Source organism: Rhodococcus sp. ACS1, from assembly GCF_002300155.1.
In the GTDB taxonomy this organism is placed as follows: Bacteria; Actinomycetota; Actinomycetes; order Mycobacteriales; family Mycobacteriaceae; genus Rhodococcus_F; species Rhodococcus_F koreensis.
The window spans coordinates 1,625,955-1,651,775 of sequence record NZ_NSDZ01000005.1; the positions used below are offsets into that span (position 1 = coordinate 1,625,955).

Consider the following 25,821-nt stretch of genomic DNA (forward strand, 5'->3'; position numbering starts at 1 on the left):
GTGTCGGATACCCTGGGTGTGCCTCGTGCCCGGCGAGCGAAAGGGTCCGCACATGCGAAGCGACGACGATTCCCGGAGCGGCGGTTCCGTTCAGATGCCCCGGCAGGCCGTCACGATGCAGGACATCGCCGATCGAGTGGGTGTGTCGAAGGCATTGGTCTCCATGGTGTTTCGGCGCGTCGCCGGACCGAGCGCCGAGACGCGGAAACGCGTCCTCGAGGTCGCGGACGAGCTCGGCTACCGGCCGAACCGGACCGCCGCACTGATGTCGCTTCGACGCACCCACCTCGTCGGCGTGATGGCCGACATCCGCAACAGCTTCCACGCCGAGATGGTCGAGTACCTCGTCGCCGCCGCCGACGAGAACGGGTACGAGGTGGTGCTCGGTGCGCTCACTCCCACCCACGCCGAACAGAAGGTGGTCGACACGCTGCTCGATTTCCGCTGCGAGGCGCTGATCCTGCTCGGCACCGAACTCGACACCGACGTCCTCGACGTGCTGGGGGAGCGGCTGCCGGTGGTCGTGGTCGGCCGTCGCGTCGGTGACAGCTCGGTGGACGTCGTGCGCACTGCGGACGGCAAGGGCATCGGCACCGTCGTCGATCATCTCGTGGAACTGGGTCATCGGCAGATCACGCACCTCAGTGGCGGTGCGGGCACGATTGCGGCCGACCGGAGATCGGGCTACAGCCGCGCCATGCGTCGCCACGGCCTCGACGTCGACGTCGTCGAGGGTGACTTCACCGACAGTGCCGGGACGGTCGCGGCGCACACTCTGCTCGAGCGGTCCCAGCTGCCCACCGCGGTGATCGCGGCGAACGACCGCAGTGCCATCGGGCTGATCAGCGAACTGCGGAGCCGGGGCGTGAGGATCCCGGAGGACGTCTCCGTCGCCGGATACGACGACAGCCTCCTGGCTCAGCTCGCGCACATCGATCTGACGTCGGTCAATCAGCAACCGCGGGAGCAGGCCGCCACGGCGGTCGACGCGGTCATCGAGCGGCTGGACCGCGGCAGGACCGAATCGATCGCGACCGTTCTCCGGCCCCGGCTCGTCACGCGCCGGACCACCGGACCGGCGCCCGCGCCGGTGGAAGGATCCCGGTCCGACGTGTCCTGATCGGGAACGTGCACTGACGCAATAATTTTCATAATCCCACCCGCCGAGGCTGCAGACCGCCCGGCGGGTGTTCCTGTCTGCTCCGACGCGTAGGTGCGTGTCGCTCGGCGCTGGGCTTGACACCGCGGCGTGATTCAGCTCATAGTAGTCTTACTAGACCGGTCAAATAGACCGAACTAGTCGGACAGGACACCCGCCGGTTTCTTCACCCTCTCGAAAGGCTTCACTCATGACCTCCAACTCGATCGGTGTCGCCGTCATCGGCGGCGGCATGGCCGGACGAGCACACGCCGCCGGATATCGCATGGCGTCGACCCTGTTCGGGACCGACCGGCCGGACGTGCGTCTCGTCGCGATCGCCGACACCAACGAGGCCGTCGCCGACGACACCGCGAAGCGGTACGGCTACGAGCGGGCCGAGTACAGCTGGCAGGCGATCGCCGAATCCCCGGACATCGACGCGGTGAGCGTCGTCGTCGCCAACCAGCTGCACCGGGAGATCGTCGAAGGACTCCTCGCCGCCGGGAAGCACGTACTGTGCGAGAAGCCGCTGGCCGGGTCGATCGCGGACGCCGAGTCGATGGTCGCCGCGGCGGCGGACGCCGACACGATCGCGACCGTGGGATACACCTACCGCCGCTCACCCGCGATTCAGGCGATCCGGGACGAACTCGCGACCGGGCGTCTCGGCGAGATCATCCACTTCAACGGGCACTACTGGTGCGACTACGGCCTCGACCCGGCTTCGCCGATCACCTGGCGGCACCGCGGCGGTCCCGGCACCGGCGCGCTCGCGGACGTCGGCAGCCACCTGCTCGACATGGCCGAGTTCGTGTGTGGTCCCATCGTCGAGATCAGCGGCGCGACCTTCACAACGGTGATCACGGAACGTCCCGTGCCCGCCGGAGTCACCTACGGCCACACCAAGGCCGAGACCACCGGGGAGATGGCTCCCGTCGAGAACGAGGACCTCGCGACGTTCACCGCGCGCTTCCAGAACGGCGCGGTCGGCACGTTCTCCGCTTCCCGTGTCGCGCACCAGCTTCCGGACGGACTCGGATTCGAGTTGTTCGGGACGTCCGGGTCCGCCGCCTTCGATCTGGCTCGCGCCGCGGAATTCTCGGTGTCCAGCGAGGGCATCGACCCCGCCGTCAACGGTCAGCGACGGGTGATCATCGGACCGCAGCACCCGTACATCCAGGGTGGCCTGCCGATGGACGCGGGCGGCGTCGGACACGGCAAGGCCGAGTTCTTCGCCTACCAGGCCCGCGCCTTCCTCGACCAGATCGCCGGCATCGACAGCCTGGGGCCGCTGCCGACGTTCGCCCACGCGCTGCGCGGCATGCAGATCGTCACCGCCGTCGCCGAGTCCGCCCGCTCCCACGGGGCAGCCGTCAAGATCGGCTGACCCGGCCCCCTCGCCCGACCCACACTCTTCTCACCACCAAGGACCACTCATGAAGCTCGGTGTCTACACCGCCATCCTGCACGACCGCAGCCTGCGCGAGGCCCTGGAGACCATCGCGTCCCTCGGACTCGAGGGCGCGGAGATCAACGCGGGCGGATTCCTGCCCACCCCGCACCTGCCCGTCAAGGAACTCCTCTCCGGCGAGGTGTCGCCGCAGGAGTACCTGAAGGTGTTCGACGAGACCGGTGTCGCCATCGCCGGCCTGAACTGCAATGGCAACCCCCTGCACGCCGACCCCGAGGTCGGCGTCGAGGACGCCGAGGACCTGCGCAACGCCATCCGCGTCGCCGGCCTGCTCGGTGTCGACCGAGTGGTCACGATGTCGGGGCTGCCCGCCGCGCACGCGGGCGGCCAGTGGCCGGCATGGCACGTGAACACCTGGGACAGCGGCTATCTCGACTCCCTCGACTACCAGTGGGATCAGGTCGCGGTGCCGTTCTGGAAGGAGATCGACGCGCTCGCCCGCGAGAACGGGGTCAAGGTCGCGATCGAGATGCACCCGCAGAACCTGGTGTTCAACCCGCCGACGCTGAAGCGTCTGGTCGAGAAGACCGGTGCGACGAACGTCGGTGCCGAGATGGACCCGTCGCACCTGTTCTGGCAGGGAATCGACCCGGTCGCCGCCGTCGACTGGCTCGGTGACCTCGTCTTCCACGCGGCGGCGAAGGACACCCGGATCAACGAGAACTGCAAGATCTACGGTGTCCTCGACGACCGGTTCACCCGGATTCCCGCCGACCAGAACCCCACCGGGCTCGGCGGCAAGCACGTGGTCAACAAATGGCCCGAGGACTCGGCGTGGGACTTCGTCGCCGTCGGCCGCGGACACGACGTCGACTTCTGGTCGCGGTTCCTCGCGGCGCTGCAGCGCGTCGACCCCGACATGGCCGTCAACATCGAGCACGAGGATGTCGAACTCGGACAGCTCGAAGGGTTGCAGGTCGCTGCCCGCACGTTGAAGGACGCCGCGTCCGCCGTTGCATCACGCTAGGACCCCCGACTCCCCACCCGCGTCCGCGCGGGTGGGGAGTTTTGTGCGCTGCGCCGCCAGACGGTCGAGGACCAGTCGCAGCGGCGGCCAGGTGGACCTGCCGCGGCGGGTCACGGCGTACGCCGTCAGCACCACCTTCGGGTTGCCGAGCGGCAGGACGGTGACCTCTTCGCGGGTGGGACGGTCGGCCGGCAGCAGGCCCACGCCGTAGCCGGCGGTGATGAGGTCCTCGACGAGGTCGAGGCTGTCGATCTGGTGGGCGATCCGCGGTGTGAAACCCGCGAGCGAGGCCAGCGTGCGGACGGCGTCCTCGTCGGCGGTGTTGCGGGAATTCACGATCCACGGCGAATCGGCGTATGCCGCGACGTCGGCGGGTTCGACCGCGGCGGGTGCGGGGACGCCGAGTCCCCAGGCCGTCGACCACAACGGGACGGCCTCGAGCGCCGCGCCGGGTGACGCCGGCGCCAGGTTGTAGTCGTAGGTCAGGGCGAGATCGAGTTCGTCGTCGGCGAGCAACGCGAACGCCTCGACCGGCTCGTATTCGCTGATCACCACGTCCACCTGCGCGTGGGTGTGCGCCAGTTCGGCGACGACGGGGAGCAGCGACACCCGGATGCCCGTCGCGAAACCCCCGACGCGCAGGGTGCCGACCGGCTCGGCGTGGGGGTCGAGGTCGAGCCGGGCGGCGTCGACGGCCGCCAGGATGGTGACGGCGTGATCGGCGAGCCGGCGACCGGCCGGGGTGAGCCGCACCCGGCGGCCGATCGGTTCGACGAGCTGCGCACCCGTCTCCTTCGCCAGCGCGGCGATCTGCTGGGAGACGGTCGAGGTGGTCAGCCGGTGTGTCTCGGCGACCTCACGCATCGAGCCGAGGCGGGAGAGCTCGAGCAGGAGATGCAGGCGTCGGGTATCCACACCCACATTGTTCGCGATATCCGAACGATTTGTCCATGAAAGACACGTGGACGTGAACGGTCGAGGTGTCCTTGAATACAGGCATGACCAGGAACCCGACCCACGTCGGCGCGACGATGGCGCTGACCTCGATGCTGTGCGTACAGACCGGACTCGCGATCTCCGTCGGCGTCTCCGAACGCGTCGGCGCCGAGGGTGCCGCCTGGTTGCGCCTGGCCTGGGCCGGGGTGCTGCTGGCCGTGATCGTGCGGCCCCGTCCGAAGGCGTTCACGCGTTCCTCCCTCGTCGCGTGCATCCTGCTCGGAGTGGTCACGGCCGCGGTCACCCTGCTGTTCATGGCCGCGGTCGACCGGATCCCGCTGGGAACCGCGAGTGCGCTGGAGTTTCTGGGACCCCTCGGCGTCGCGGTCGTGCACGGGCGGGGCCGCCTCCGGTGGCCGGCGCTGGCGGCCGTGGGAGTGCTGCTGCTGACGCAACCCTGGGTCGGCGGCGTCGACCCGGTGGGAATCCTGTTCGCCCTGGGCGCGGCCGCGTGCTGGGCGCTCTACATCGTGCTCACTCAGCGTGTGGGGGACGAGGTGGCGGGAATCAACGGTCTCGCGGTGTCCATGCCGGTCGCCGGATTGGTCGCGACCGTCGTGGGCGGGCCGTCGATGCTCGCGAAGATGACGCCGGACCTGTTGATCATCGGGCTGGGATTGGCGATACTGCTGCCGGTAGTGCCGTTCACGCTGGAGATGCTCGCCTTGCGCCGGCTGAACACGGCGGCGTTCGGGACGCTGATGAGTCTGGAACCGGCGTTCGCGTTGATCATCGGGCTCGTCGTGTTGCACCAGGTACCGGACCACGCGGCGGTGGCCGGGATCTGTTTCGTCGTCGCGGCGGGGATCGGCGCAGCGCGGGCCGGGGCGCGCACGTCGCCCGACGAGGACGAGGTGCCGGAGTCTGCCGCACCGTTGGCGGCGCCGACCTGCTACCTTGAACGTCGTTCAAGTTTGAAGCAAGAGGAGTCGTCATGACAGAAGTCGGGAGTGCTCGGGTGTCGAGGCTCGGTATTTCAGCGCGGGACATGGCGCAGATCGCGGTGTTCGCCGCACTGATCGCCGCGCTGGGTCTGCCCGGCGCCATCACGGTCGGCTTCAGCGGCGTGCCGATCACGCTGCAGACCCTCGGGGTCATCCTCGCGGGCGCCGTGCTCGGGGCACGCAAGGGCACCGCCGCCGTCGCGGTCTTCCTCGCACTGACCCTGATCGGACTTCCACTGCTGTCCGGTGGCCGCACCGGACTGACGGCGCTCGCCGGTCCCAGCGCCGGATACCTCATCGGGTGGCTTCCCGCGACGCTGGTCATCGGCCTCCTCACCGCGCGGATCCTGCCGAAGTACCCGATCGCTCTCGGTCTGCTGATCAACGCCCTCGGCGGGATCGTGATCATCTACCTGTTCGGCACCATCGGGCTGCTGCTGCGCACCGACCTCGGGGTCGGGGCCGCCATCACCACCAACTTCGCGTTCATCCCCGGCGACGCGCTGAAGGTCGTCGTCGCCACCGTCGTCGCCAAGAGTGTGCACCGCGCGTACCCCGGCCTCATCCGTACGTGATTGCCGTACTCGGCGGCGCCGGCGATCAGCCTGCTCTCGACGTCGACGGCCGCACGTACACCTACGCCCAACTCGACCGGGCGATCGACGAGCACGGCTCCGACGCGTCCGTCCACGACGCGTCGGAGTTGCCGGTTGCAGACGCGTTGATCTGCGTGTGCGCCGGCGCGCGGCGGGGGACCGCGGTGATCGTCGAGAACCCCGACGCCCGTCCCGACCGGCCCGCGATTCCGCCGTCGGCGTTCCTGCTGGTGGCCACGTCCGGTTCCACCGGCAGGCCCCGACCGCTCGCCCGCACCGCGGCATCCTGGTTCGACAGCTTTCCCGCCTTCACCGCGATCACCGGAATCGACGCCACCGACCACGTGCTGATCACCGGGCCGCTGCACGCCACGATGCACCTGTTCGGCGCGGTGCACGCGCTGTGGCGCGGCGCGTGCGTCACCGACGATCCGTCGCGGGCGACGGTGGTGCACGCCGTCCCCGCCGTTCTCCGTGACGTGGTGGGGAAGGCCCCGAAGCTGCGCACCGCGATCGTCGCAGGCACCGCCCTCGACGACGGCGCCCGCGCGGTGGCGGACGGGATCGAGATCGTCGAGTACTACGGCGCCGCGGAACTGTCCCTCGTCGCGGCGCGGAAGGTCCCCGAACCGCTGCGGCTGCTGGATGGTGTCGACGCCGACATCCGCGACGGACTGCTGTACGTCCGCTCGCCGTACAGCGTGATCGGGGCCCCGGACTGGTTCGGCGTCGGTGACCTGGCGGAACTCGGCGACAACGGGGAACTGACCGTGCGCGGCAGGGGTGACTCCGCGATCAACGTCGGCGGCACCACGGTGGTCGCCGAGGACGTCGAGCGCATCCTCGAGACGCTCGACGGCATCGACGCGGTCGCCGTCGTCGGATCGCCGCACCCGGTGCTCGGCGAGACCGTCACCGCGGTGGTGGAGCTCGACGGCACCGCGGAGATCGCGGACATCCGTGCGCACGCGCGCCGGGCGCTGACGAAGGAAGCCATGCCCCGCCGCTGGGTGCCGATCGAGGCGCTGCCGCGGACCGCCAGTGGCAAGGTCGCCCGAGGCCGAGTGAGAGACTGGCTGGCATGAGCTCTGTCCCTGTACTGGTGGCGCCGCGCCGGACGCCGATCGGCAATGCCGGGCACGGGTTCGCCGATCTGACCACCACCGATCTGGCCGCCCCCGTGCTGCGCGAGGTCCTGGACTCGCTGCGCGGGTCGGGCCTCGTCGCCGAGGTCGACGACGTCGTGCTCGGCAACTGCCTCGGGCCGGGCGGCGACCCGGCGCGGGTCGCTGCCCTGCGGGCGGGGCTGGGTGCGGAGGTTCCCGGGGTCACCGTCGACCGGCAGTGCGGTTCCGGTCTCGATGCGGTGATGCAGGCCGCGCTGCGCGTGCGCAGCGGCGCCGACGAGTTGATCCTGGCGGGCGGCGTCGAATCGGCGAGCACCGCGCCGTGGCGGTTCTGGCCGCCGGTGCCCGGCGCCGACCCGGTGCGCTACACCCGTGCTCCCTTTGCGCCGCACGGCTTTCCCGACCCCGACATGGGTGTGGCCGCCGACGATCTCGCCCGGGTGCGCGGCATCAGCCGTGAGCGGCAGGACGCGTACGCGGCGCGGTCGCACACCCTGGCGGCGGCCGCCGACTTCTCGTCGGAGATCGTGCCGGTCGGCGACATCGCGAAGGACCAGCGCATTCGCGCAGGCCTGACGGAGGCAAGGCTCGCGCGACTGCGCCCGAGTTTCGGTGCCGACGGAACGGCCACCGCCGGGAATTCGTGCGGCATCTCCGACGGCGCTGCGGTGCTGGCCGTGACCACCGAGACGCTGGCCGCCGGACTGCCTGCGCTGCGGGTGCTCGGCTCCGCGGTCGCGGGATCGGACCCCGCGTTGCCCGGGCTCGGTCCGGTTCCGGCGATCCGCAAACTCCTGAAGCGAACCGGGCACGACGTGGCGGATCTGGGCGTCGTCGAGATCACCGAGGCGTTCGCGTCGGTGGTGCTGGCGGTGTCGGACGAACTCGGACTGGACGAATCCGTGATCTGCCCGCAGGGCGGCGCCATCGCCATGGGACACCCATGGGGGGCGTCGGGCGCGATCCTGCTGGTGCGCTTGGCAAGTCAGATGCTGCGCGAGGACGGGCCCGCGCTCGGACTCGCCGCCTGCGCCATCGGCGGCGGACAGGGCATCGCCGTGCTCGTGGAGCGTGTGTCGTGAGTGAGATCGTCTTCGACTCGGTGAGTCACGCCTTCGGCGACCGCAAGGTACTGCGCGGCGTCGACCTGCGTTTCGCGGAGCGTCGCGTCGGCATCATCGGATCCAACGGTTCCGGCAAGTCGACGCTGGCGCGGATGATCAACGGGTTGCTGAAACCCACCTCCGGCACCGTCACGGTCGACGGCGTCGACGCCGCCCGGAAGGGCGCGCAGGTGCGGCGGAAGGTCGGATTCGTGTTCACCGACCCCGACACCCAGATCGTCATGCCCACCGTGTCCGAGGATCTGGCGTTCTCGCTGCGCCGGTCCGGTCTGAGCAAAGAGGAGATCGCGACCCGCGTCGAGGAGATCCTGGTGCGGTTCCGGCTCGACAAGCACGCCGAGCATCCCGCGCACCTGCTGTCCGGGGGCCAGAAGCAGTTGCTCGCCATCGGCGCCGTCCTCATCCGCAGGCCCGAGGTGGTCATCGCCGACGAGCCGACCACGCTGCTGGATCTGCGGAACGCGCGCGTCGTCTCCGAGGCCCTCGATTCGATGGACCAGCAGGTGATCGTCGTGACCCACCAACTGGCGTTGCTGGAGAGTTTCGAACGGGTCATCGTCATCGACGACGGGCTCGTCGCGTTCGACGGCACCCCGGACGACGCCGTCCCCGCGTACCGGCAGCTGGTCGAATGATCGGGCTGTACCGCCCCGGCGACTCGCTGCTGCACCGGATGCCCGCCGGGCTGAAACTGCTGCTGTTGATTCTGTCGATCGTCGCGGCCACCGTGTTCGTGCGCACCCCACTCGAGGTCGGCGTCGTCGTCGTTCTGGTAGGACTGCTGTTCGTGGTGGCGTCCATTCCGTGGCGGGTGGCCGTGGCGCAACTGCGCCCGGTGGTGTGGATGTTGTTGATCATCGCGGTGTTCCAGGTGCTGATCACGTCGCCGTCGCGGGCGGTCGTCGTGTGCGGGGTGCTGCTGATCTCGGTGGCGCTCGCCGCGTTGGTCACGCTCACTACCCGGGTCACCGACATGCTCGACACCGTGTCGCGCGCGCTCGGGCCGCTGCGGAGAGTCGGGGTCGACCCGGACCGGATCGGGCTCCTGCTCGCGCTGGCGATCCGGTGTATCCCGCTGCTCACCGGGATCGTGCAGGAGGTGGCGCAGGCGCGGAAGGCACGAGGATTGCAATGGTCGATGACAGCGCTGGCCACACCGGTTCTGGTGCGTGCCCTCCGGACCGCGGATGCGATGGGCGACGCCCTCGTCGCACGGGGAGTGGACGATGACTGAGCTGCTGCCCGCCGAACGCATCGCCCGACGTGCCGCCGAGAACCCGGGGGCGGTAGCGATCGTCTCCGCCCGCGAGACCGTCGACTACGGCCGGTTCTGGTCGCGCGTCGCTCGGACCGCGGCCGGGCTCGACGGCATGGACCGGGTCGCCGTGCTGCCGACCTCGGACGTCGGGTCGCTGGTCGTCGTGACGGCCGCGATGCACGCGGGCGTCAGCGTCGTCCTGCTGCACCGGCACCTGCTGCCCGCGCAGCTGACGCGGGTGCTCGAACTCGCGAAACCCGGTGCCGTCGTCGCGGCGCCGCACCAGCACCGCCGGCTGCGGAGGCTGGGATTCGACGGGACCGTCGAGACGGCCGACACCCTGCAATCCGACGGCACCGCGGGCCGGGCACACCCCGGCGCCGAACTGCTGGTCGGCATCACCTCCGGCACCACCGGTGAACCGAAGTTGTTCGTGCGCAACCAGCGATCGTGGGCCAGGACTCTCGACCGCTCCGACACGACGTTCGACATCGGCGGCGGCGACCGCGTGTCGGTGCCCGGGGTCCTCGACCACACGCATTTCCTGTACGGCGCGATCCACGGACTCAGCCGCGGCGCGACCGTGGACCTGCGGCCGGTCACGCAGTCGCTGGGCGACGCGGCCACCCACCTGTACTCGGTACCGACCATCGCCTGGGACGTCGTGCGGTCGGGGATCGGCACCGTCGACAGCGTCCGGGAGGTGCTGTCCTCGGCGGCCCGGTGGCCGCGCACGGGGCGTGAGGCGTTGCAGGGCGTCCTGCCGAATGCGTCGCTCGTGCATTTCTACGGAGCCTCCGAACTGAGTTTCGTGTCCTACGACCGGGGTCTCGGTGCCGCCGACGAGCATTCGGCGGGCGTCCTGTTCGACGGCGTCGACGCCGAGATCCGCGAGGGCCTAGTGCACGTGCGCAGCGACATGCTGTTCGACGGGTACCTCACCGAGGACGGTGTGGTGAACGGCCCCGACGACGGGTGGATGACGGTGGGCGACCGCGGCCGGGTGGTGGGCAGCAGCCTGCAGTTGTTCGGCCGCGACAGCGACACGGTGATCCGGGCGGGACTCAATGTCGAACCCGCGGCCGTCGAAGCGGCGCTGACCGCGCTGCCCGGGGTCTCGGAGGCCGCGTGCATCGGGGTTCCCGACGCGCGGATGGGGGAGGCGCCCGCCGCCGCGATCGTCGTGCACGGCGACGCCCCGAGCACCGCCGAGATCTGGCGGCATCTGCGCGCGACCCTCCCCAGCCCCAGCATGCCGGTTCAGGTCCTCGTGGTGGACAGCCTGCCGCGCACGCCGCGCGGCAAGCTCGATCGTCCCGCACTCGCCGCCATCCTGGCCGACTCGCGGAACCCGAATCCCGGTTAGACGTCTCGGATTTCGAGGCTCAGCAGGTGGTAGCCCAGCGTCTTGCCGTGCCCGTCGAGCGCGGGTGAACCCGTGACGCCGCCGCCGAGGACGCCGGGCAGTTCGAACACCATCGCCAGCAGATTGGGCTGGCAGGTGCGCCGGGCCGGTCCGGTGATCAGTTCACCGTAGTGGGCGGCGACGACGTCGTCGGTCAGTCTCCGCTCGAGCAGGCCGTAGGCTGCGCGGTCCCGGGCCAGGACGGCGACGATGAGCGTGTCGCCCTTGTCGCCGGCGCGGACGTCCGCGAGTGCGTCGATGCGCTGAACGGTGGCGGGCGTGGTCATTTCGACACCTCCGTGAGATGGACGCGGGTGGGGACGAGTTCGCGGGGGAGGGTGCACGAGCGGATCGCGAGCACCTCCGTCGAGGAGCGCCGGGCACCGCCGCCGCCTGCCGGTCCGTTGGTGTACAGGCTTTCCACCTCCCAGCCGACGAGGTCGGCTTCCTCGCGAGTTCGTGCCCGGGCCGTCACTCGCACGCGAACCTCGCGGGCATCCTCGTCCGTGTCGAGTCCGCGGAAAGAAGCACCGGCGCCGATGTATTCGACGGAGACGGCGTCCTCTCTAAAACCGTGCACGTCGACGAGTCGTTCGGTGACGATGTCGGCGGCGAGCCGGGCGCGGGGGTAGGCGCGGGGTCCCGCGTAGCTGATCTGCCCCTCGCCGAGCCAGCCGCCGCGGAAGCCGAGGGTCACCTTCAGTTCCCGCGGGCGGGGGCGTCCGGTTGCACCGGTGATGGCGACGCGGTCGGGCCCGACGCTGCCGAACGACACGTTGCCGAAGTCCGCGGTGACATCGGGGGTCAGGTACGAAGTGGGATCACCCACCTCGTACAGGAGTTGCTCGGCGCAGGTTCGTTCGGTGAGGATGCCGCCCGATCCGTCGAGCTTGCCGAACGTCGCCGATCCGTCGGCGAGGACGTCGGCGAACGGGAAGCCGAGATCGGCCATGCCCTTCACCGGTTTGGTGACCGGATCGGCGTAGTACCCGCCCGTGAGTTGCCCGGCGCACTCGAGTAGATGCCCGATCGCAGTTGCGGCGCCGATGGTTTCGTGATCGGCGAGGCCCCACCCGAAGTGGTGGGCGAGCGGGGCGACGTAGAGCGACGGGTCGGCCAGGCGGCCGGTGACGACGACGTCGGCGTCCAGTTCGAGCGCGGGGAGCACGGCCTCCGCACCGATGTACGCGTTCGCGGAGACGAGCACGTCTTCGTGCTCCGACAGGCGTTTCCCGGTTTCCCACACGACGGGGTCGTGGCGCAGCACCTGCTCGAGCACCGCGTCGCCCGTGACCGCGGCGATGCGCACCGGACGGTCGGCGGACCGGGATGCGATGCCGGAGACCAGTTCCGCGGCGGCGAGCGGGTTGGCGGCGCCGGCGTTGGTGATCACCGTGGTCCAGGACGCGAGGGTGTGCGGGAGCACCGCGCGCATGCGTGCGGCGAGCAGCGGATCGTAACCTTCGTCCGGGTTCTCCAGCCGGCGAGCGTTTCCGGCGGCGACGGTGCGTTCGCCGAGGCATTCGAAGATCAGGTAGTCGAGGTCGGCGTGCCGGGCGAGTTTCTCGGCGGGGTCGATGCGATCCCCGGAGAACCCGGATCCCGCGCCGAGTCGCACGCTCCACGCGGTGCTGCCACGGGTGCTCGATGGTGTCACGGTTTCGAAGTCCTTTGCTGGTTCGACGGATGCGGCGGTGTCGGGGACGATTACAGCGAGAGGGCACCGGTGAGCAGCGCTACGACGGTCATCACGATCGTGGTCCCGAAGGCCCAGCCGAAGATGAACCGCTGGTGCTTGCCGAGGTCCACCTTGCTCAGTCCGATCAGGATGAACGTCGCGGCGGTCAGCGGGCTGAGCGGGAACCCGGTGGTCATCTGGCCGAGGATGGCGGCGCGGCCGATCTCGGCGGGGTCGCCGCCGAACGAGGCGGTGGTCTCCGCGAGCACCGGTACGACGCCGAAGTAGTAGGCGTCCGGGGTGAAGACCAGGCTGAGCGGCATCGACGTGACCGCGGTGATGACGGGGATCAGGGACCCGGCGGACTGCGGAATCCAGGAGACGAACGTCTGCGCCATCGCGGTGATCATGCCGGTGCCGTTGAGGATTCCCGTGAGCACACCTGCCGCGAGGATCATCACCACCACCATGGTGACGTTGCCGCCGTGCTTCGCGAACAGGGCCTGCTGATCCGCCCACTTCGGGCGATTGACGGCGAGCGCGAGCGCGAAGGCGATGGCGAACGCCACCTCCAGCGGCACGAGTTGGAACAGCAGGATCACGATCAGGACGAGGGTGAGCACCGTGTTGAATGCCATCACCGCCCGGTGGCGGCGGGTACGCATCGGCGGGTCGGAGACGTGCGGGGTGCCGGGACCACCCTCGCCGGGAGACACGAGTTCGGACACACCGAGCCGTTTCCGTTCCGTGCGGCCGATCATGTACGCGGCGAACAGGACCCACAGGACCCCGACGCCCATCGCGGGGAGGACCGGCGTGAAGATGTCGGCGCTGGTCAGGTCGAGCGCGGCCATGGCGCGGACGGTCGGGCCGCCCCACGGAATCATGTTCATCAGACCGGCGGCCAGGCAGACGATGCCGGTCAGGACGACCGGGCGCATCCCGAGCCGCTGGTAGATGGGCAGCAGCGCCGAGATGGTGATCAGGAAGGTGGAGGTTCCGTCGCCGTCGAGCGCGACGAGCAGGGTCAGCACCGCGGTGCCGACGGCGATCTTGGTGGGATTGCCGCCTGCCCACCGGACGATCCGGCGGATCGCCGGATCGAACAGTCCCACGTCGACCATCAGGCTGAAGTACAGCACCGCGAAGGCGATCATGATGGCGACGGGCGCGACCTTCAGGAGGCCGTCGCCCACCATCTCCCCGAGGTTGGGTGCCCACCCTCCCACGATCGCGAACGCGATGGGAACGAGGATCAGCGCGACGAGCACCGAGACCCGGCGGCTGAACGCCAGCGCCAGGAAACACGCGATCGTGGCGAACCCGAGTGCGGCAACCATGTGACCTCCTTCGAATCGGAGTCCCAGTGTCGCGCGCCTCACAATTGCGCGTCAAATATCAATGCATGATCGATTCATGATTTTTGCTCATGAATGAGTCGCGCAGATGGGACGGGCAACGTGGCGGCTCGGCGCATGAATAGCGGCCATACTGATGCACATGAGCATCAATCTCGGGATCTCGCACCTGAGGAGCATCGTCGCGATCGCCGACTACGAGAGCTTCACCTCGGCTGCTCACGCCCTCGGCGTGTCCCAGTCCTCCCTGAGCCGCTCGGTCGCCGAGGCCGAGCGCAGACTCGACGTCACGCTGTTCGAGCGCACCACCCGCCGCGTCGAACTGACCACGCACGGGCGCGAGATCATCGAGCACGCCCGGCGGATGCTCCACGACTTCGACGACGGGCTCACGCAGATCGAACGGTTCGTCACCGGTGACCGCGGAATCGTGACGGTGGCGTGCCTGCCCTCGCTCGCGGCCACGTTCCTTCCCCCGTATGTGGTGGACTTCCGCGAGCGGCACCCTCACGTGCGGCTCCAGATCCGCGACGGTCTGCGTCAGGAGGTTCTCGACGCCGTGTACTCGGGGACGGTCGACCTCGCCCTGGTCACCACCTCGGGGATTCTGCCCGGCCTGCAACAGGACGTCCTGACGAGCGACTCCTTCTACTGTGCGGTCCCGCCGACGCACCCGTTCGCCGAACGGCCGGTGCTGCAGTGGTCGGATCTCGCCGGGCAGCCGTTCATCGCGTTCGGCCCCGAGAGCAGTATCGCGGCGCCCGTGCGCCGGGCCGTCGAGGACGCTCGCATCGAACTCGGACCCGTCATGCAAGCGCAGAACATCGGCGCGGTAGCGGGTTTGGCGGCCGCCGGGCTCGGTGTCACCGCGGTTCCCGCACTCGTGCTTCCCATGATCTCGTTCGCCGGTCTCGTCCACATACCCCTGCGGCCGAGAGTCGAACGCACCATCTCGCTCGTCCAGGTCGCCGGCCGTCCCCAGACAGCGAGCACCCGCGGTTTCGTGAACATGCTTCTTGCCGAGAGAAATCCCGATCGAGAAGCCGATTCCGGCTAGAGTTCCGGCATGTCACCTTCTCGCGCAGATCATCATCGACTGAACTATGTCGAGCTGTCGGTCACGAACCTCGAGGACGCGGAAGCGTTCTACCGCTCGGCATTCGGCTGGGAATTCAACCCCTACGGACCGCAGTACGCGGGCATCGCCGGAGCGGATGGAGAAGACGTCGGGGGCCTGTTGCAGGTTCCCGAACGGAAGCCGGCAGGAGGACCGCTCGTGTTGCTGTACTCCGTGGACCTCGACGCATCGGTGGACGCCGTGCGGGCGGCCGGCGGCGTGGTCGTCAACGGCCCCTACGACTTTCCGGGCGGGCGTCGCTTTCACTTCACCGATCCGAGCGGAAACGAACTCGGGGTCTGGTCGTCGACCTGATCCCCGTCGAATCTAGTCGCCGTGTGCGACAGGGCCGGTGGTCGAGCGCCGGACCAGGTGCGGGGCGAGCACGAGGTCGACGGCCTCGCCCCCGGCGATCTGAGCCAGCGCCGCGTCGACGGCGGCGTCGGCCATGTGTGTGGCGTCCTGCGAGATCGTCGTCATCTGCACGTGCGGAATCCTCGCCAGGCGGGAGTCGTCGTAGCCGACGACGGAGATGTCCGCGGGCACGTCCCGGCCGCGGCGGACCAGTAGGTCGAGTACGCCGGTGGCGCACCGGTCGTTGAACGCGACGACCGCGGTCGGGGGAGTGGGCAACGCGAGCAGCTCGTGCATGCCCTGTGCGCCTTCGGTTTCCGTCGGACCACCGGCCACGACCGTGGCCGAATCCGACAGTCCGTGCCGGTCCATCGCGGCCAGGAAGCCGGCCCGCCGGTCGGCGCCGCCGGGGGCGTCGGCGCCGTCGATGTGGGCGATGTTCCGGTGCCCGAGTTCGGTGAGGTGGTCGACGGCCAGGGTGATGCCTGCGACGTCGTCGCCCCGCACGGCGCCGACCCCGGGCAGTCCGCTGGCGCGCGCCACGACGAGGGCGGGCAGGCGGTCGGCCAGCGCGCCGAGTTCGTCGGTGTCGAACCGCGAGCCGAGGAGGATCGCGGCCTCGCAGCGTTCCCGCATCAGCGCCTGGACCGCGACCTGCTCGGCGCGACTCGGGGCGACCGCGCTGAGCATCACGTCGTAACCCCGGCGGGTGGCCGCCGCGTAGATCTGTTCGACGAGGTCGCCGTGGAACGGTTGCTGCAGTTCGAACACGACGCCGAGGAGCCGGGAACTGGCCTGGCGCAGTTTCTGTGCGCGACGGTCCGGCACGTAGCCCATCCCGTCGGCGATCTCGAGCACCCGCTGACGGGTCGCCTCGCTGGCGCCGGGGACCCCGCGCATCACGATCGAGACGAGCGCTGTGGAGACTCCTGCCGCTCGCGCGACGTCGCCCATCGTCGGACGGGCGCCACCGGTCGGTCCCGCCACCGGTTCGGCCACGTGCACGACTCCTGTCTCCCGGGCCCGCGATCGGGGCCGCTCTTGACCAATGATCTCACGAGTTCTACGGTCTAGAACTAGAACGTACTAGTTCGCCTCTACCTCCACCCTTCACCGCACTGGAGCGCATTCATGTCACTCACCGAAGCCGCACCCGTCCGCTCGGCGACGGCCGCTTCCCATCCGGTCCGCATCGCGACGATCGGCGCCGGACGCATCGGCTCGAATCACGCGGAGATCGTGGCCCGCCTGGTCCCCGGGGCTTCGCTCGTCGCGGTCAGCGACCCGGTCGGCGAGTCCGCGCAACGTCTCGCCGCGGCGCTGGGCGCACCGCTCGCCACCACGTCCGTGGACGACGTCCTTACCAGCGACGAGGTCGATGCGGTGCTGATCACCGCCCCCGCGCGGAGTCACACGGACCTGGTGGTCGCGGCCGCGGCGGCCGGCAAGCACGTGTTCGTCGAGAAGCCGATGGCGGTCACCCTCGAGGACGCCGACCGCGCCATCGCGGCGGCCACGGACGCAGGCATCGTCCTGCAGGTCGGGTTCAATCGCCGGTTCGCTCCCGGGTTCGCCGCCGCCCGCGCGGCGATCGACGCGCAGAAGGTCGGAACTCCGCATCTGCTGCGTTCGCTGACCCGCGACCCCGGCCCGTTCACCGCCGATCCGGCGCGCATCCCGCAATGGACCATCTTCCTCGAAACGCTCATTCACGACTTCGACACCCTGTGCTTCCTCAACCCGGGTGCGCGACCGGTGCGGGTGCACGCGATGGCCGACGCCCTGGTGCGACCGGACGCCAAGAGCACGGGCCACCTCGACACCGCGGTCGTCACCGTGCAATTCGACAACGGCGCCATCGCGACGGCGGAGGCGAGTTTCAGCGCGCTGTACGGATACGACGTGCGCGCCGAGGTGTTCGGCTCCGGCGGCATGGTCACCGCGGGCAGCGGGCTCAGCACCGACATGACCTACTACGGCCCCGACGGGCAACACGCCGACACCGCGCGCCGCGACACCGACCTGCTCCACACCGCCTACGTGGGCGAACTGACCGCCTTCGTCGGCGCGATCCGCGCCCACACACCGGCCGTGGTCACGGGCGAGGATGCCCGCACCGCGCTGTCGATCGCACTCGCCGCGATCCGCAGCGTCGAGACCGGCGCCGCCGTCGATCTGGACCGGTGACCCCGATGACGTACACGCTCGCGGCCAGCGCCGAAATGCTCTACCTCGAACTGCCGTTCGCGGACCGTGTCCAGCGCATCGCCGAACGCGGACTCCAGGTGGAGATCTGGGACTGGTCCACCAAGAACGTCGACGCGCTCGTCGCGAGCGGCGCCGAATTCTCCTCGATGACGGGCTATCTGGAGGGCAACCTCACCGAGCCCGACAGCATCGAGGCGCTGCTCACCACCGCACGCCAATCCCTCGACGTCGCGAAACGGCTCGACTGCCCGAGGTTGAACCTGCACGGAACCGGACTCGACAACCGGGGTCTGCCCGTTCGTCCCGTCGAAATGGTCACGCCCGCAATGTGGCTCACTGCCGCCGACACCCTGCGGAAGGTCGCCGAACTCGGTGAACAGGCGGGGCGCGTGTTCACGCTCGAGAACCTCAACCTCGCCGTCGACCATCCCGGTACCCCGTTCGCGACCGCAGCCGACACCCTCGCTCTCGTCCGGGCGGTCGACAGCCCTCATCTGCGGATGAATCTCGATCTGTATCACGCCCAGATCGGCGAGGGAAACCTCATCGAACTCGTCCGGAAAGCGCTGCCCTACATCGGTGAGATCCAGGTCGCCGACGTCCCCGGACGCTGTGAACCCGGAACCGGCGAAATCCACTACCCGGCGATCGCCGCCGCCCTTCGAGACATCGGCTATACCGGCGTCGTCGGACTCGAAGGCTGGGCGAAGAACGATCCGGACGACGCGCTCGACGCGTTCGAGGCGGCCTTCGCGCACGGCTAGCGTCTGGACACTCCGCTGACACCGGGCCGTTGCCGCTGCACCCGGTAGGGTAAATCGCTCTGCCCGGCAACGGGTCCCGGTTCGACGGACACCGGCACCGACCTCGCCCGCGGCCCGACCGGTCGCGATCCGGACGGGATCGCATACGACCCGACACGCGGTGCGGTGTGGACCACAACGAATCCGTCGGCGCTGGCCCCGACGTGCTCGCCTACGACCAGGGCGCCCACCGTCTCTATGTCGCGGCCGAATCCGGCACCCTCACCGCATTCGACCAACAGGACCGCCACTTCGCCGAGATCGGGTCCGGTCATCTCGCCGATAATGCGCATGTGAAACAAATAGTCGGGCAACCATTCCGGAGAAGGCGAAGGCTGCGCCGGCCTGGAGCGGGCTCTCGATCCCCAGCCGACGGCGGCAACTCCCTGCGCACACTCGGATCACGCCGATTGTGAGGATTCCGCCGGTGTGTGATTGCTGACACATAGATTGACTTAGGGGCGCCAAACATTTTTACTTGAGCAGCCCGCAAACAAAGGGCAGGCTTAGCTATATCCTGTGAGTAAGCTGTGAGCAGATTCGAGAGGGGACCGTTCGTGACCACGCAAGCATGCCGCCTCCTCTCGAACGGCACCGGCTTCAGGAGCTGACAGGCTCCGCAGACTGGCGTCCGGGACAGCGCGCGCCGACACGCACCCGTCGACTTGTGTGGACTCCGTTCGCGCACTTCTCACTCAGGACCGGTTCGCCCATGCATCCCTGCTGTACCCGTACGCCCGAGCACGCGCCCGTCGTCGTCCGGAGCGTCCCGTGACGCGCCCCGAACCCGAGGTCGGGCCACCTACTCTGATCTCCCCCGTCACGCCCCTCGCGCCACGACAGGTTCGTGCCGACGCCGTGTCGTGGGGTCCGGTCCACGCAGGCAGGCCGCCACGCAACGGCCGGAAGCGTGTGCTGCCCGTTCCGCCGGGAGAGCCGGAACGCCCACTTGCACTTCATGATTCTTGGTTCATCGTGCTCGCCGCCGCGCTCCTGGCCGCACTGGCGCTCGCCGGGGTCCTGTGGATCTCCGTGCACGTCCGGGTGGATCCCGTGCTGCACACCGCGGCCCTCTTCGTGCACCTCGCGTCGCTGGTGCTCGGCTTCGGGGGTGTCCTCATCGCGGACTACCTGGTGCTGCTGTGGATCTCCGGCCGGTCGACCCTCGCCGAGGCCATCCGCGGCGCGGAACGCCTACACCTGCCCATCTGGGCCGGCCTCGCCGGCCTCGTGGCCAGCGGCGCACTCCTCGAACCCAATCTGGCCTCCACGCTCACCCGGACCAAGCTGGTCCTCGTGTTACTCCTGACCGTCAACGGACTACAGGCGCTGATACTGGGCAGGCGGATCGCGCACAGCGATGCGACGCATCTTCCGACCCGGCTGACGCTGTGGGGCGCGGCGACCGCACTCATCTCCCAGCTGTGCTGGTGGGGTGCCGTGTGGATCGGCTTCTGGAACGCCGAGCACTGATCTTCCCGTACCCCTGAGAGAGGCATAGATCGATGAAGAACACCCGCACGACGCTGTCGTGGGCCGCGCTGCTCGTCACGGCGGCGGCGTCGGCGACCGGATGTGCACCGGCCGCGTCATCGCACGCACTCCAGGATCTTCCCGGCAACCGTTACGCTCGAACCGCTCTCGTCGCGAGCAGTGCCGACGCCGCCGCCGCGACCACCGTTCCCGCAATGGTGAACGCATGGGGCGTGGCCATCCGCCCGCAGGGCGAAGGCGGCCACTTCTGGGTCGGAGCGGGCGGAAACTCCTTCGAGTTCGTCGGCGACGTGACGGCGTCGCCCGACCCCGCACTGCGCACACTGCACCAGGACGCGCTGCACGAGGTCAGTGTGCCCGGCGCGGATGCGGACACCTCCGAGGCCGGCCTCGGAAAGACCACCGGTGTCGTGTTCAACCCCGCACCCCTGACCTCCGACAGCTTCGCCGTCACCGGGCAACCCGTGATGGTGGACGGGCGACAGGAGATACTCGGTGGGTCGTCCCGATTCCTCTTCGCCACCGATTCCGGCCGCATCTCCGGTTGGACCGAGCAGGGGGCCGACGGACGCATCGTCCGGCACGACGGCCCCGCGAAGGAGATGTTCAACGGTGAGTCCGCGGGGATGAGCTTCTTCGGGCTGGCACTCGCACCCGGCCGCGACGACACATTGTGGGCCGCCGATTTCGGTGCGGAGCCGCAGATCCGGCAGTTCGACAAGACCTGGCAGCCCGTCGCCACGCACGGTTTCGCCAATCCGTTCGCGACCGGAGACCCGCTCGACCCCGCCGACCCGAACGGTGGCAAGCACACCCGCCCCGGCGATCCGGCCCCGTTCAACATAGTCACGGCCGGTGACCGGGTCTTCGTCACGTATGCGACGACCAAGGCTGCCGAGAACGGCACGGGATTCGACGCGGGCGAGGAGGACTCACTCGACGCCGAACAGGAGACCGCGAGCGGCGACCGCCCCGACCGCGGCAAGGTCGCCGAGTTCGACGCCGCGGGCAATCTGGTCCGTGTCCTCGACGACCAGGGCCGCCTCAACGCCCCGTGGGGTGTCGCTGTCGCACCCGCCGATTTCGGTGCGCTCGCCGGCGCGATCCTCGTCGGCAATTTCGGGGGTGCGGGCCGGATCGCCGCATTCGACGACGAGACCGGCGCCTTCATCGACTACGTACGTGACGAGTCCGGTGCCGTCCTCGCCGTGGAGGGCCTGTGGGGACTGTTGTTCGGCAACGGGGAGAGCCTCGGCGACAGCAGTTCGCTCTACTTCACGGCCGGTCCCGCGGACGAGACGGACGGCGTCTTCGGCCGCCTGCGCGCGGCCAACTGACATGGACGACAACAACACCCACGGACTCGGGCTGAGCGTCGGAACGGCGTGCGCCGTCGCAGCGGTTGCCGGTGCAGTCGGCGTCGACGCCGTGCTGACCCGCCGTTCCACGCTGACGTTCGGCCCGTCGTCGACCGTGCGGTTGGGCGACCAACCGGGCGACACGGGTGTGGTGGCGGGCTTCGCGGATCGGATCGGAGAGGCCGTCGTCGCGGGCGACGGTCTCCGCTACTCCGGACAGGATCTGGTCGCCGCCGCCGCGCACTGCCTGATCGTGGAAGCCGACCAGCTGGACGACCCGCCGATCGTGCTCGCCCACCCGGCCGTTCACCTGCCCCGGGTCGTGAACGCACAACGGGAAGCGCTCGATCGTGCGGGTCTCGGCAGGGTGGGTCTGGTCGCCTCGCCCGTCGCCGCCGTCGCCTGGCTCGAGTCCGAACACGGTCCGCTCGGCGAGGGACTCGCGCTCGTCTGCGAGTTCGGTGCCGACAATCTCGACCTCACTGTCGTGGCGTTCGGTGCCGCGAGCGGTTCCGATCCGATAGTGGGGCGGCCACTCCGTTCGACGGAGTTCCGCGGGCGTCACCTCGCCGGGGTGGGGGAGGACTCGATCGACGACACGGTCTCGGGGAGTCTCGAACTCGTCGCGGACTGTATTCGTGTCGCTCGCGTGAACGTCACCGATCTCGACGTAGTCATCGTGACCGGTGCCGCGGCGACCGATCCCGTCGTCGAGGAAGTGCTGTCCGGGGCGCTGGGCGCGCCGGTGGTGTGCGAGCCGGCGCCCGGCCACGCATCGGCCTGTGGGGCAGCCGTTCTCGCGGCGGCAACCAGGTCCGGTACTGCAGCAACAGCATCCGCGCATCCGGCGTCGGTTGGACGACGGGCCCTGCGCGTTACTGCAGCCGCGACCGCCGCCGCTGCGATGATCGCCGTCCCGTGGCTTGCCCGCGACATGACCTCGATACGGGAGCCGGGGGCGGGTTCGTCCGTCACCGCACACGCGTTCGAGTTGATCGAACAACCAGGGCCGCCGCGAATCCCGGCCGCGAGAACCACAGCCTCGAGCCCGGCCGTGTCCGCGGTGGCAGTTCCCCAGGCCGCGCCGGCTGTGGCAGTTACCCCGGCCGGGTCGAGATCGTGGGTTCCCCGGCTGGTATCGATTCACGCGCATCCTCCGCTGATCGAACCGAGCGTCGAATTCACCGTCGAAGCCGAGCCTCTCCCAACGGCATCCACATCTGCGCCACGAATCTCCGCGGTGACACCGGTGGTGTTCGCGCCCACGAGCGCTCCGGTTGCGACCTCGACTCCGCCGGATCCCACCGAGTCCACTCCGGCGCCCACCGAGTCCACGCCGGCGCCCACCGTCGGACCCGACCCGACGACGTCGCCTGTCGAGCCGCCCCTCACGGACGCGCCGAGCGAACCGGCTCCGGACCTCGACGACCCCGCGTTGCCCTCATCTTCGCCCTCCGAGTCGGAGCAGCCCACCTCGTCACCGTGACGACCCGCCGCTCAGCACGGTTGTCCGCCGGTCGCTCCGGTGGCCGGACACACGTCCCGTGGTGTGGGCCTCGATCATCCGTTGCTCGTCGCGTTGGGAGCCGCGCAGCGGCACGGACGAGGCGGACGCGGCGTCGAGCAGCGCGCGCAACTCCGGCTGCTCGCCGGCCAGTTCGCGCCACGCCGCGTTCACGGGTGTGCCGTCCTCGACGGCCTGGTCGAGGCGGGCGGCGAGATGGTTGCTCCACCGGTGCTGCAGGGCGAGCAGGATGCTGTCCGCAGAACCGAAAAGCTGGATCGCGCCGGGCACTTCGTCGAACCGCAGCGCCACTGCGGGGTCGACGTGCGCCCGCGCCAGGACCTCTTCCAGTACCGCCCGGCGAGCACGGAAATCGTTCCACGACATCTCGGCCACCTCCGTGGTTCCGTTGATCCGTGAGTCTTTCGGCGCATACCCGGTCCTTCAGGTCCGGGTGAGCCGATCTGTTTGTGTCGGACTGTGTGGCTAGTGTCTGGGTTATGGCGGGGAAGATGGTGAAGCGGGCGTTCAAGTATCGTTTCTATCCGACTGCGGTGCAGGCGGAACAGCTTGCTCGGACGTTCGGGTGCACCCGGTATGTCTACAACCGGGCGTTGGCCGAGCGGACGCGGGCGTGGTCGCAGGAGCAGCGACGGGTCACCTACGCGGACACCTCGAAGATGCTCACCGGATGGAAGCGGGACGCGGGGACCGCGTGGTTGGCGGAGCCGTCGAAGGGGCCGTTGCAGGAGTCGCTGCGGCAGTTGCAGGGTGCGTTCGAGAAGTTCTGGCGCAAGCAGGCCGGCTACCCGCAGTTCAAGAGGAAGGGGCGGTCGAAGGATTCGGCGACCTACTATTCGAACTGCTTCACCTACCGCGGCGGGCAGATCCGGTTGGCCAAGCAGTCCGAACCGCTGGACATTCGGTGGTCGAGGCCGCTGCCGGAGGGGGCCGTGCCGTCGCAGGTGACGGTGTCGCGCAATGCTCGTGGTCAGTACCACATCTCGATTCTCGTCGAGGACACCATCAGCGAACTCGAGCCGATCGATCGGGTGGTCGGGCTCGACGCCGGGATCACCAGCCTCTACACGCTCTCGACGGGGGAGAAGATCACCAACCCGCGACACGAGCGCAGGGATCGTGAGCGGCTGGCGAAGGCATGTGCTGGCCAAGAAGCAGAAGGGATCGCGTAACCGGGCCAAGGCCCGACTGAAGGTCGCGAAGATCCATGGCCGGATCGCCGATCGGCGCCGCGATTATCTGCACACACTCTCCACTCGGCTGGTGCGCGAAAACCAAGTGACCGCCATCGAGGATCTGAGTGTGCGGAACATGGTCAAGAATCGGTCGTTGTCTCGGGTGATCTCGGATGCGGGGTGGTCCGAGTTCCGGTCGATGCTCGAGTACAAGGCCGACTGGTACGGGCGGCGGGTGGTGGTGATCGATCGGTTCTGTCCGTCGTCGAAGACCTGCTCGGTGTGCGCGGAGGTCGCGTCGACCATGCCGCTGAACGTACGGGAATGGACATGCCCATGTGGCGCCGTCCACGACCGGGATGTGAATGCGGTGAGGAATATTTTGGCCGTCGGACTGGCGGTGGCAGCCTGCGGAGACGGTGTGAGACCACCTCGCACATAAAGTGTGGGGCGGCGACTGTCGGTGAAACAGGAACCTCGGGACGTGAGTCTGGAGGGGATTCTCGGTCGTTCACGGCCGAGAGGACGTCAAGCCCGCAACGCTACGGATCCGCGGAGGCGGTTTCGCCGTGCCGGTGTTCGCGCACATCGCCGTCGTCGCCATCGGCGGTGCCGCTGTCGCGCAACGCGACGGCTTCGTGCCGCCGGGGTGGGTGCTGCTGTGCGGGCTGGTCGCCGCGGTGACCCCCGTTGCGGGAGACATGATCAGACCGGGGGTGGTGCTTCCGCGGCCGTTCCTTGCCGTCGTCGTGACCGCGGCGGCCGCACTGTTGCTCCTGCAGCAACCCGACACCGCGTTCGACTTCGCCCCGCTCATCCTGGTGATCCTGACCGGCGAGGTCGCGGCAACGGCGTCGCTGTGGGTCGGCCTCGCCACCCTGTTCAGCTCGATGGCGGTCCTGTCGGTGTTCGCCGTGGCGGGGCGACTCGACGGCGCGCCCTACGCCCTCGCCGGCGTCGTGCTGGGGTGGGCGTTCGGGTATCTGATGCTCACCCAGTTGCGTCTCCTGCATCAGGAGCGCGCGTCGAAGGCGATCCAGTCGGAGCAGGCCGCCACCCGAGAGCGCCAGCGGATCGCCCGCGAGGTCCACGACGTCATCGCCCACTCGCTGAGCATCACGCTGCTGCATCTGACCGCGGCCCGCCGCGCGCTCGAGCAGGACCGCGACGTCGACGACGCCGTGGATGCGCTCTCCGACGCCGAGCGACTCGGGCGGCAGGCGATGGCCGACATCCGCCGCACCGTCGGGTTGCTCGACGCGGGCCCGGCAGGTACCCGCCCGGAACCCGGGGTCGCGGATCTTCCCGATCTGATCGACGACTTCCGCCGCGCGGGCCTCCCGGTGGACTTCGACCTGCACGGAGACCTCTCCGCGGTGACCGGGACAGTCGGTCTCGGCCTGTACCGCATCACACAGGAGTCGCTGGCGAACGTCGCCAAACATGCGCCCGGCGTCGGCGCCGACGTGCGGCTCACGATCGAGCCGGAACGTGTGTCCCTGGAGATTCGCAACCCGATCCGGGGCCGGGTGTCGGCACCGGACAACTCGCGCGGTTCCGGGCTGCGGGGTATGCGCGAGCGCGCCGCGTTGCTCGGTGGCACGCTCCGCGCCGGCCCGGACGGCAGGCGGTGGTCGGTGCGCGCCGCGGTCCCGCTGCCCCGCGACTCGTGCCGGCCGGCGATCCTCCGTCACATTCCGGGACTGTCGTGACCGGTCCGGA

General features: G+C 69.4%; 24 protein-coding genes and 2 pseudogenes. 20 read left to right on the top strand and 6 right to left on the bottom strand.

Annotated elements, in window-relative coordinates; all coding sequences use genetic code 11:
• The first annotated feature begins 52 nt into the window (after positions 1-52).
• From CJ179_RS27990 to CJ179_RS28000, 3 genes are all read left to right on the top strand, one after another.
• Positions 53-1,120 carry a LacI family DNA-binding transcriptional regulator gene (locus CJ179_RS27990; RefSeq protein ID WP_095863503.1) on the top strand — a complete coding sequence of 356 codons (1,068 nt, stop codon included), beginning with the start codon at positions 53-55 and terminating at the stop codon, positions 1,118-1,120.
• A gap of 229 nt (positions 1,121-1,349) precedes the next feature.
• Positions 1,350-2,528 carry a Gfo/Idh/MocA family protein gene (locus CJ179_RS27995; RefSeq protein WP_095863504.1) on the top strand — a complete coding sequence of 393 codons (1,179 nt, stop codon included), beginning with the start codon at positions 1,350-1,352 and terminating at the stop codon, positions 2,526-2,528.
• A gap of 49 nt (positions 2,529-2,577) precedes the next feature.
• Positions 2,578-3,579, top strand: a complete 1,002-nt coding sequence (locus tag CJ179_RS28000; protein WP_095863505.1) for a sugar phosphate isomerase/epimerase — start codon at positions 2,578-2,580, stop codon at positions 3,577-3,579.
• Here CJ179_RS28000 and CJ179_RS28005 read toward each other — a convergent pair.
• Positions 3,571-4,494 (bottom strand): LysR family transcriptional regulator, encoded by a 924-nt coding sequence (locus CJ179_RS28005; protein WP_072946939.1) that lies wholly within the window; start codon positions 4,492-4,494, stop codon positions 3,571-3,573. The genes CJ179_RS28000 and CJ179_RS28005 overlap by 9 nt on opposite strands.
• An 83-nt stretch (positions 4,495-4,577) precedes the next feature.
• On the opposite strand from CJ179_RS28005, the gene CJ179_RS28010 reads away from it, so the two are divergent.
• From CJ179_RS28010 to CJ179_RS28040, 7 genes are read left to right on the top strand one after another with little or no spacing between them, the layout of a single operon-like run.
• A complete protein-coding gene (locus CJ179_RS28010; protein WP_072946871.1) occupies positions 4,578-5,513 on the top strand; it encodes a DMT family transporter in 936 nt (311 codons plus the stop codon).
• On the top strand, positions 5,510-6,094 hold the full coding sequence (locus CJ179_RS28015) for a biotin transporter BioY (protein WP_083395608.1): 585 nt from the start codon (positions 5,510-5,512) through the stop codon (positions 6,092-6,094). The genes CJ179_RS28010 and CJ179_RS28015 overlap by 4 nt, the downstream gene beginning before the upstream one ends.
• Positions 6,091-7,200 (top strand): class I adenylate-forming enzyme family protein, encoded by a 1,110-nt coding sequence (locus tag CJ179_RS28020; protein ID WP_095863506.1) that lies wholly within the window; start codon positions 6,091-6,093, stop codon positions 7,198-7,200. The genes CJ179_RS28015 and CJ179_RS28020 overlap by 4 nt, the downstream gene beginning before the upstream one ends.
• A complete protein-coding gene (locus CJ179_RS28025; RefSeq protein ID WP_072946868.1) occupies positions 7,197-8,324 on the top strand; it encodes a thiolase family protein in 1,128 nt (375 codons plus the stop codon). Before CJ179_RS28020 ends, CJ179_RS28025 begins: the two co-directional genes overlap by 4 nt.
• On the top strand, positions 8,321-9,001 hold the full coding sequence (locus tag CJ179_RS28030) for an energy-coupling factor ABC transporter ATP-binding protein (protein ID WP_072946867.1): 681 nt from the start codon (positions 8,321-8,323) through the stop codon (positions 8,999-9,001). Before CJ179_RS28025 ends, CJ179_RS28030 begins: the two co-directional genes overlap by 4 nt.
• On the top strand, positions 8,998-9,600 hold the full coding sequence (locus CJ179_RS28035) for an energy-coupling factor transporter transmembrane protein EcfT (protein ID WP_095863507.1): 603 nt from the start codon (positions 8,998-9,000) through the stop codon (positions 9,598-9,600). Before CJ179_RS28030 ends, CJ179_RS28035 begins: the two co-directional genes overlap by 4 nt.
• Positions 9,593-10,990 carry an AMP-binding protein gene (locus CJ179_RS28040; protein ID WP_095863508.1) on the top strand — a complete coding sequence of 466 codons (1,398 nt, stop codon included), beginning with the start codon at positions 9,593-9,595 and terminating at the stop codon, positions 10,988-10,990. Before CJ179_RS28035 ends, CJ179_RS28040 begins: the two co-directional genes overlap by 8 nt.
• Here CJ179_RS28040 and CJ179_RS28045 read toward each other — a convergent pair.
• Genes CJ179_RS28045 through CJ179_RS28055 form a run of 3 tightly spaced genes read right to left on the bottom strand, consistent with a single transcriptional unit; the run spans position 10,987 to position 14,047 of the window.
• Positions 10,987-11,316 carry a hypothetical protein gene (locus CJ179_RS28045; RefSeq protein ID WP_095863509.1) on the bottom strand — a complete coding sequence of 110 codons (330 nt, stop codon included), beginning with the start codon at positions 11,314-11,316 and terminating at the stop codon, positions 10,987-10,989. The two genes, CJ179_RS28040 and CJ179_RS28045, sit on opposite strands and share 4 nt — an antisense overlap.
• Entirely contained in the window at positions 11,313-12,686 is a 1,374-nt protein-coding gene (locus CJ179_RS28050) for an acyclic terpene utilization AtuA family protein (protein ID WP_095863510.1), read from the bottom strand. The genes CJ179_RS28045 and CJ179_RS28050 overlap by 4 nt, the downstream gene beginning before the upstream one ends.
• 50 nt (positions 12,687-12,736) lie before the next feature.
• Positions 12,737-14,047, bottom strand: a complete 1,311-nt coding sequence (locus CJ179_RS28055; protein WP_095863511.1) for a CitMHS family transporter — start codon at positions 14,045-14,047, stop codon at positions 12,737-12,739.
• A 154-nt stretch (positions 14,048-14,201) separates the two neighbouring features.
• On the opposite strand from CJ179_RS28055, the gene CJ179_RS28060 reads away from it, so the two are divergent.
• Positions 14,202-15,122: a LysR family transcriptional regulator gene (locus CJ179_RS28060; protein WP_095863512.1), complete on the top strand. Its 921-nt coding sequence runs from the start codon at positions 14,202-14,204 to the stop codon at positions 15,120-15,122.
• A 9-nt stretch (positions 15,123-15,131) separates the two neighbouring features.
• Positions 15,132-15,497, top strand: a complete 366-nt coding sequence (locus tag CJ179_RS28065; protein ID WP_095863513.1) for a VOC family protein — start codon at positions 15,132-15,134, stop codon at positions 15,495-15,497.
• A 12-nt stretch (positions 15,498-15,509) separates the two neighbouring features.
• Here CJ179_RS28065 and CJ179_RS28070 read toward each other — a convergent pair whose 3' ends face one another.
• A complete protein-coding gene (locus tag CJ179_RS28070; protein ID WP_095863514.1) occupies positions 15,510-16,535 on the bottom strand; it encodes a LacI family DNA-binding transcriptional regulator in 1,026 nt (341 codons plus the stop codon).
• A 132-nt stretch (positions 16,536-16,667) separates the two neighbouring features.
• Here CJ179_RS28070 and CJ179_RS28075 point away from each other — a divergent pair, with 132 nt between their 5' ends.
• The 6 genes and pseudogenes from CJ179_RS28075 to CJ179_RS28100 all read left to right on the top strand — a co-directional run bounded on the left by CJ179_RS28075 (position 16,668) and on the right by CJ179_RS28100 (position 22,885).
• On the top strand, positions 16,668-17,723 hold the full coding sequence (locus tag CJ179_RS28075; protein WP_072946857.1) for a Gfo/Idh/MocA family oxidoreductase: 1,056 nt from the start codon (positions 16,668-16,670) through the stop codon (positions 17,721-17,723).
• Between the two features lie 5 nt (positions 17,724-17,728).
• Positions 17,729-18,508 (top strand): TIM barrel protein, encoded by a 780-nt coding sequence (locus tag CJ179_RS28080; protein WP_072946934.1) that lies wholly within the window; start codon positions 17,729-17,731, stop codon positions 18,506-18,508.
• A gap of 185 nt (positions 18,509-18,693) precedes the next feature.
• Positions 18,694-18,843: pseudogene (locus CJ179_RS54075) on the top strand (YncE family protein); the annotation flags it as partial.
• Positions 18,844-19,318: 475 nt separating this feature from the next.
• Positions 19,319-20,020 (top strand): hypothetical protein, encoded by a 702-nt coding sequence (locus CJ179_RS28090; protein ID WP_072946932.1) that lies wholly within the window; start codon positions 19,319-19,321, stop codon positions 20,018-20,020.
• Positions 20,021-20,052: 32 nt separating this feature from the next.
• Positions 20,053-21,378, top strand: a complete 1,326-nt coding sequence (locus tag CJ179_RS28095; RefSeq protein WP_095863515.1) for a TIGR03118 family protein — start codon at positions 20,053-20,055, stop codon at positions 21,376-21,378.
• Between the two features lies 1 nt (position 21,379).
• Positions 21,380-22,885: a hypothetical protein gene (locus CJ179_RS28100; RefSeq protein WP_095863516.1), complete on the top strand. Its 1,506-nt coding sequence runs from the start codon at positions 21,380-21,382 to the stop codon at positions 22,883-22,885.
• On the opposite strand, the gene CJ179_RS28105 is transcribed toward CJ179_RS28100, so the two are convergent.
• Positions 22,877-23,299 (bottom strand): hypothetical protein, encoded by a 423-nt coding sequence (locus CJ179_RS28105; RefSeq protein WP_095863517.1) that lies wholly within the window; start codon positions 23,297-23,299, stop codon positions 22,877-22,879. The two genes, CJ179_RS28100 and CJ179_RS28105, sit on opposite strands and share 9 nt — an antisense overlap.
• Before the next feature lie 104 nt (positions 23,300-23,403).
• Between CJ179_RS28105 and CJ179_RS53805 the strand changes: the two are divergent.
• Together CJ179_RS53805 and CJ179_RS28120 are read left to right on the top strand one after the other, a co-directional pair.
• Positions 23,404-24,541 (top strand): annotated as a pseudogene (locus tag CJ179_RS53805) (RNA-guided endonuclease InsQ/TnpB family protein).
• 106 nt (positions 24,542-24,647) lie between these two features.
• Entirely contained in the window at positions 24,648-25,811 is a 1,164-nt protein-coding gene (locus CJ179_RS28120) for a sensor histidine kinase (RefSeq protein ID WP_095863518.1), read from the top strand.
• The last annotated feature ends 10 nt before the right edge of the window (positions 25,812-25,821 follow it).

Bases quoted from the DNA above. Each gene is read 5' to 3' on its own strand.
- CJ179_RS27990 (WP_095863503.1), top strand. From the start codon at position 53: ATGCGAAGCGACGACGATTCCCGGAGCGGCGGTTCCGTTCAGATGCCC.
- CJ179_RS27995 (WP_095863504.1), top strand. From the start codon at position 1,350: ATGACCTCCAACTCGATCGGTGTCGCCGTCATCGGCGGCGGCATGGCC.
- CJ179_RS28000 (WP_095863505.1), top strand. From the start codon at position 2,578: ATGAAGCTCGGTGTCTACACCGCCATCCTGCACGACCGCAGCCTGCGC.
- CJ179_RS28010 (WP_072946871.1), top strand. From the start codon at position 4,578: ATGACCAGGAACCCGACCCACGTCGGCGCGACGATGGCGCTGACCTCG.
- CJ179_RS28015 (WP_083395608.1), top strand. From the start codon at position 5,510: ATGACAGAAGTCGGGAGTGCTCGGGTGTCGAGGCTCGGTATTTCAGCG.
- CJ179_RS28025 (WP_072946868.1), top strand. From the start codon at position 7,197: ATGAGCTCTGTCCCTGTACTGGTGGCGCCGCGCCGGACGCCGATCGGC.
- CJ179_RS28035 (WP_095863507.1), top strand. From the start codon at position 8,998: ATGATCGGGCTGTACCGCCCCGGCGACTCGCTGCTGCACCGGATGCCC.
- CJ179_RS28040 (WP_095863508.1), top strand. From the start codon at position 9,593: ATGACTGAGCTGCTGCCCGCCGAACGCATCGCCCGACGTGCCGCCGAG.
- CJ179_RS28045 (WP_095863509.1), bottom strand. From the start codon at position 11,316: ATGACCACGCCCGCCACCGTTCAGCGCATCGACGCACTCGCGGACGTC.
- CJ179_RS28055 (WP_095863511.1), bottom strand. From the start codon at position 14,047: ATGGTTGCCGCACTCGGGTTCGCCACGATCGCGTGTTTCCTGGCGCTG.
- CJ179_RS28060 (WP_095863512.1), top strand. From the start codon at position 14,202: ATGCACATGAGCATCAATCTCGGGATCTCGCACCTGAGGAGCATCGTC.
- CJ179_RS28065 (WP_095863513.1), top strand. From the start codon at position 15,132: ATGTCACCTTCTCGCGCAGATCATCATCGACTGAACTATGTCGAGCTG.
- CJ179_RS28075 (WP_072946857.1), top strand. From the start codon at position 16,668: ATGTCACTCACCGAAGCCGCACCCGTCCGCTCGGCGACGGCCGCTTCC.
- CJ179_RS28080 (WP_072946934.1), top strand. From the start codon at position 17,729: ATGACGTACACGCTCGCGGCCAGCGCCGAAATGCTCTACCTCGAACTG.
- CJ179_RS28095 (WP_095863515.1), top strand. From the start codon at position 20,053: ATGAAGAACACCCGCACGACGCTGTCGTGGGCCGCGCTGCTCGTCACG.
- CJ179_RS28100 (WP_095863516.1), top strand. From the start codon at position 21,380: ATGGACGACAACAACACCCACGGACTCGGGCTGAGCGTCGGAACGGCG.